The following is a 3282-nucleotide window of genomic DNA, read 5'->3' on the forward strand; positions in this document are numbered from 1 at the left end:
AGCTATATACTTGTGCATAACTCACATCATATTTTTCGGCTGTTCTATGGTAATTAATATCATGTTTAATCAAGAATTCAATGATTTCTAGGCGTTCTTCAAAGGTAGTTTTTCTGGTTGAATTTCTTTTTTTAGTCAAATTTAGGTCTCTCTTTCTAGGCTGATAAGCCTTTAAGGTACCTTCATTATACCGCTTTATCCAGTTATATAGTTGTCTATGGGATTTTAATCCATTTTTTATTGCGAAGTTCATTAAAGAATCTCCTGATTCCATAAATGCTGTAACTAAAGAAATTTTAAAGCTAAGAGAATAACTTTGGTTAGTACGTTTACTTTTAAGTCCTTCAATTCCTTGATATTTGTATAATAGACACCATTGTTGGATGGTTTTTTTATCAATTGAATACTTTTTAGAAATTTCATATATACCTTTTTCTTTAGCCTCTTTTAAAATAGATAGTTTTTGTGCTGAATTAAATTTTGGTTTTCTTCCCATAAAAAATACCCTCCAAGTATTTAGATGATTTTGTATATTTCATCTGTATACTTAGAAGGTATTATAGCCCTGGAAGTTGGGGATATTTTTTACAATCAAAACCCAAAAGAAAAACGCTAAAACATGATAAAATAAGACATAGAAAAATTAGTGTTGAAAGTAGGTAAGCAAATGACGAAAATTGGTTTTATCGGAACGGGATTGATGGGCCGAGGGATGGTTAGAAATTTAATGAAAGCAGGGTTTGAAGTTCAAGTCTGGAACCGTACAAAACAAAAGGCTGAAGCTTTGATTCAAGAAGGTGCAACTTGGAAAGAAAATGCTTTAGAATGTAGCAAAGATGTCGATTTCGTGATTACAATTGTCGGCTATCCTAAAGACGTTGAAGAAGTTTACTTTGGAAAAAAAGGAATATTTGCCGGAGCTAAGGAAGGGACAACACTCATTGATATGACGACGACAAGTCCTAAATTAGCCCAAAAAATCGCCCAAGTAGCGGCACAAAAACAAATGTTTGCGTTAGATGCACCTGTTTCAGGTGGTCAAGCCGGAGCTGATAACGGAACTTTAGCGATTATGGTCGGGGGCAAAGAAGAAACATTCAATAAAGCCTTACCTATCTTGAAGCGATGGGAGAAAATATCCGATTGCAAGGTCCAGCTGGCTTTGGTCAACACACCAAAATGGCTAACCAAATCGCATTAGCTGGATCTTTAGCGGGTGTCTGTGAATCATTAACTTACGCTAAAAAGATGGGCTTAGATCCAACAAAAAACATACGAAACCATTCGTTCTGGGGCCGCTGGATCCGCTCAAATGGATGCCTTCATGCCTAAAATGATTGCAGGAGATTTTAATGCAACCTTTTATATGAAACATTTCATTAAAGATTTAGGAATTGCGGAAGATGAAATTAAGAGTCGTGATTTCAAGTTAGAAATCCTTGATCAATTCCTAAAACAATGTCGCCAAGTTGAAGCGATGGGTTATGGGGATGAAGGCACACAAAGTTTACTTCATTGGTACGAAAAAAATAATGTTGCATAAAAGTCTATTCCAATCAATGGGGATAGACTTTTTTCTTGCACAAAAAGAGAATAAAATTATTGAAAATACTTTCTTCATGTTGTATAGTCAAGGTGTAATAAAGATGTGGAGGGAATAATTATGAAAAATACGAAGAAGTTTAGTTTATTAACCGCAAGTGCTTTGATGGCTGGTTCATTGTTTAGTGCACCAGTATTTGCCGAAACAACTGGAACAACAGGTGGCGGATCAGCTTCAACGACTGCAACAGCTGATATTAAAGGAGGCAGCTTAACTTTAAATGGAAGCTTATCTCCAATTTCATTAAGTCAAACCTTAAATGGTTCACAAATTTCAACGGATGCACAATCTTTAGGTTCAGTTGAAATTGTTGATGCAAGAGGAACAGGGGCAGGTTATTCTTTAACTGCCAGTGCAACTGCATTATCTGGAACTCATGGAAATGTTGTCTTAACTCCAGGATCAGTTGCTAAGAAGGATACTACTTCAGATGCAACTCCTACTTTAGTTTCAGGAGCACAAACACTTACAACTAATCCAACTCAAATTTTGACTGCTGGGAAATCAAGCGTTTCTGAGGGTAAAGGATCATATACCGTTGATCTTGGTTCACTTCAAATTACTGATATTCCAGCTAATGCCTATGCTGGTTCATACAGCACTACAGTAACCGTTACGCTTAACGCAGCTCCAACAGGACAAGAATAATGAAAAGAATCCTGTTGTTTTTAGGCTTGGTAGGGGGATTTTTCTTTGGAGTAAATGCGCCCATTCAAGCGGCTTCAATGAATTTTACCGCTGATCCACAAACGACCGATACTTCTAAAGGTTATTTTGATTTTGCAGCTAAACCAGGTCAAAAACAAGATTTGACGGTTAAAGTTAGTAATGTTTCCGACCACGAGATTACGCTAAATGTTGATTTCTTAAACGCCTTAGGTAATCCAAGTGGTGGAGTAGCGTACGTAAAGCAAGATCAACTTGAAAATTCAAAATTAACTGATTCAAAACGCTTAGCTAGCAAGTATTTGCATGGGCCTAAAGAAATTACTTTAAAGCCAAACGAAACTAAGATGGTGACTTATACTTTTGAGGCACCCAAAGATGTTTCTAAGGGGCAAATTGTCGGAGGCTTGAACTTTTTAGAAAAAGCTACTTCTCAAAAGATGCCGGCTAAAAATAAAAAAGAGGTTCAAATTAATACGCAGCTCGCTAAAATGATAGCGGTGGTTGCTAACTTTTCCAAGCAGCAAGCCAACTTGCAAGTTAAAGAAATGACGGTCTCTTCAAGCGCTAGCAGTCCATTTTTGAACTTACATTTAATAAATAAAGTTCCGCAAATGGCTGGGGATTTACAAGTCGATTACACTGTTAAGAAGATGTCAGGTAAAAAAATCGGCCATGCGATAACGGCTAAAAGCCCAATCGCAGCTGCCAGTGATTTTAAGTACCAACTTGCTTGGCCAGCCAAAGTATACAAACCAGGAACTTATAAGGTTGATGTGAATGTTACTTCAAAAAATCCGGATCAAAGTTTCCGCCATACCTATGTTGTGCATGTTAAAAATCAAGATACAAAGACTTACGCGCAAAAGAGCGGTCAAACAAGCGTCCAAACTCATAGTCCAATGATGATTACCATCGTAATAATCTTATTGGTAATTATTGTGGGATTAGCTGGAGTTATTGTTAGATTAATGAAAAAATAATAATAAATAAAAAAGGATAAACCTTGATAA

The 3282-nt window shown here is 36.5% G+C and carries 6 protein-coding genes; 5 read left to right on the plus strand and 1 reads right to left on the minus strand.

Features of this window, described 5'->3' with window-relative positions:
- A partial coding sequence (locus JCM10991_RS11390) for a helix-turn-helix domain containing protein (RefSeq protein WP_025021557.1) occupies positions 1-496 on the minus strand: 496 nt, incomplete at its 3' end.
- A 171-nt stretch (positions 497-667) separates the two neighbouring features.
- Between JCM10991_RS11390 and JCM10991_RS15950 the strand changes: the two genes are divergently transcribed.
- The 5 genes from JCM10991_RS15950 (at position 668) to JCM10991_RS11405 (ending at position 3252) form a co-directional block, all read left to right on the plus strand.
- Positions 668-1201, plus strand: coding sequence for an NAD(P)-dependent oxidoreductase (locus tag JCM10991_RS15950; protein WP_225349974.1), 534 nt, complete (start codon positions 668-670; stop codon positions 1199-1201).
- On the plus strand, positions 1180-1332 hold the full coding sequence (locus JCM10991_RS16285) for a hypothetical protein (RefSeq protein ID WP_263640323.1): 153 nt from the start codon (positions 1180-1182) through the stop codon (positions 1330-1332). Before JCM10991_RS15950 ends, JCM10991_RS16285 begins: the two co-directional genes overlap by 22 nt.
- Positions 1259-1543, plus strand: coding sequence for an NAD-binding protein (locus JCM10991_RS15955; RefSeq protein WP_263640324.1), 285 nt, complete (start codon positions 1259-1261; stop codon positions 1541-1543). Before JCM10991_RS16285 ends, JCM10991_RS15955 begins: the two co-directional genes overlap by 74 nt.
- Positions 1544-1663: 120 nt before the next feature.
- Positions 1664-2251 (plus strand): WxL domain-containing protein, encoded by a 588-nt coding sequence (locus JCM10991_RS11400; RefSeq protein WP_025021558.1) that lies wholly within the window; start codon positions 1664-1666, stop codon positions 2249-2251.
- On the plus strand, positions 2251-3252 hold the full coding sequence (locus tag JCM10991_RS11405) for a DUF916 domain-containing protein (protein WP_025021559.1): 1002 nt from the start codon (positions 2251-2253) through the stop codon (positions 3250-3252). Before JCM10991_RS11400 ends, JCM10991_RS11405 begins: the two co-directional genes overlap by 1 nt.
- Positions 3253-3282 lie beyond the last annotated feature (30 nt).

Origin of the sequence: Ligilactobacillus equi DSM 15833 = JCM 10991 (genome assembly GCF_000615765.1) — a bacterium.
GTDB lineage: Bacteria > Bacillota > Bacilli > Lactobacillales > Lactobacillaceae > Ligilactobacillus > Ligilactobacillus equi.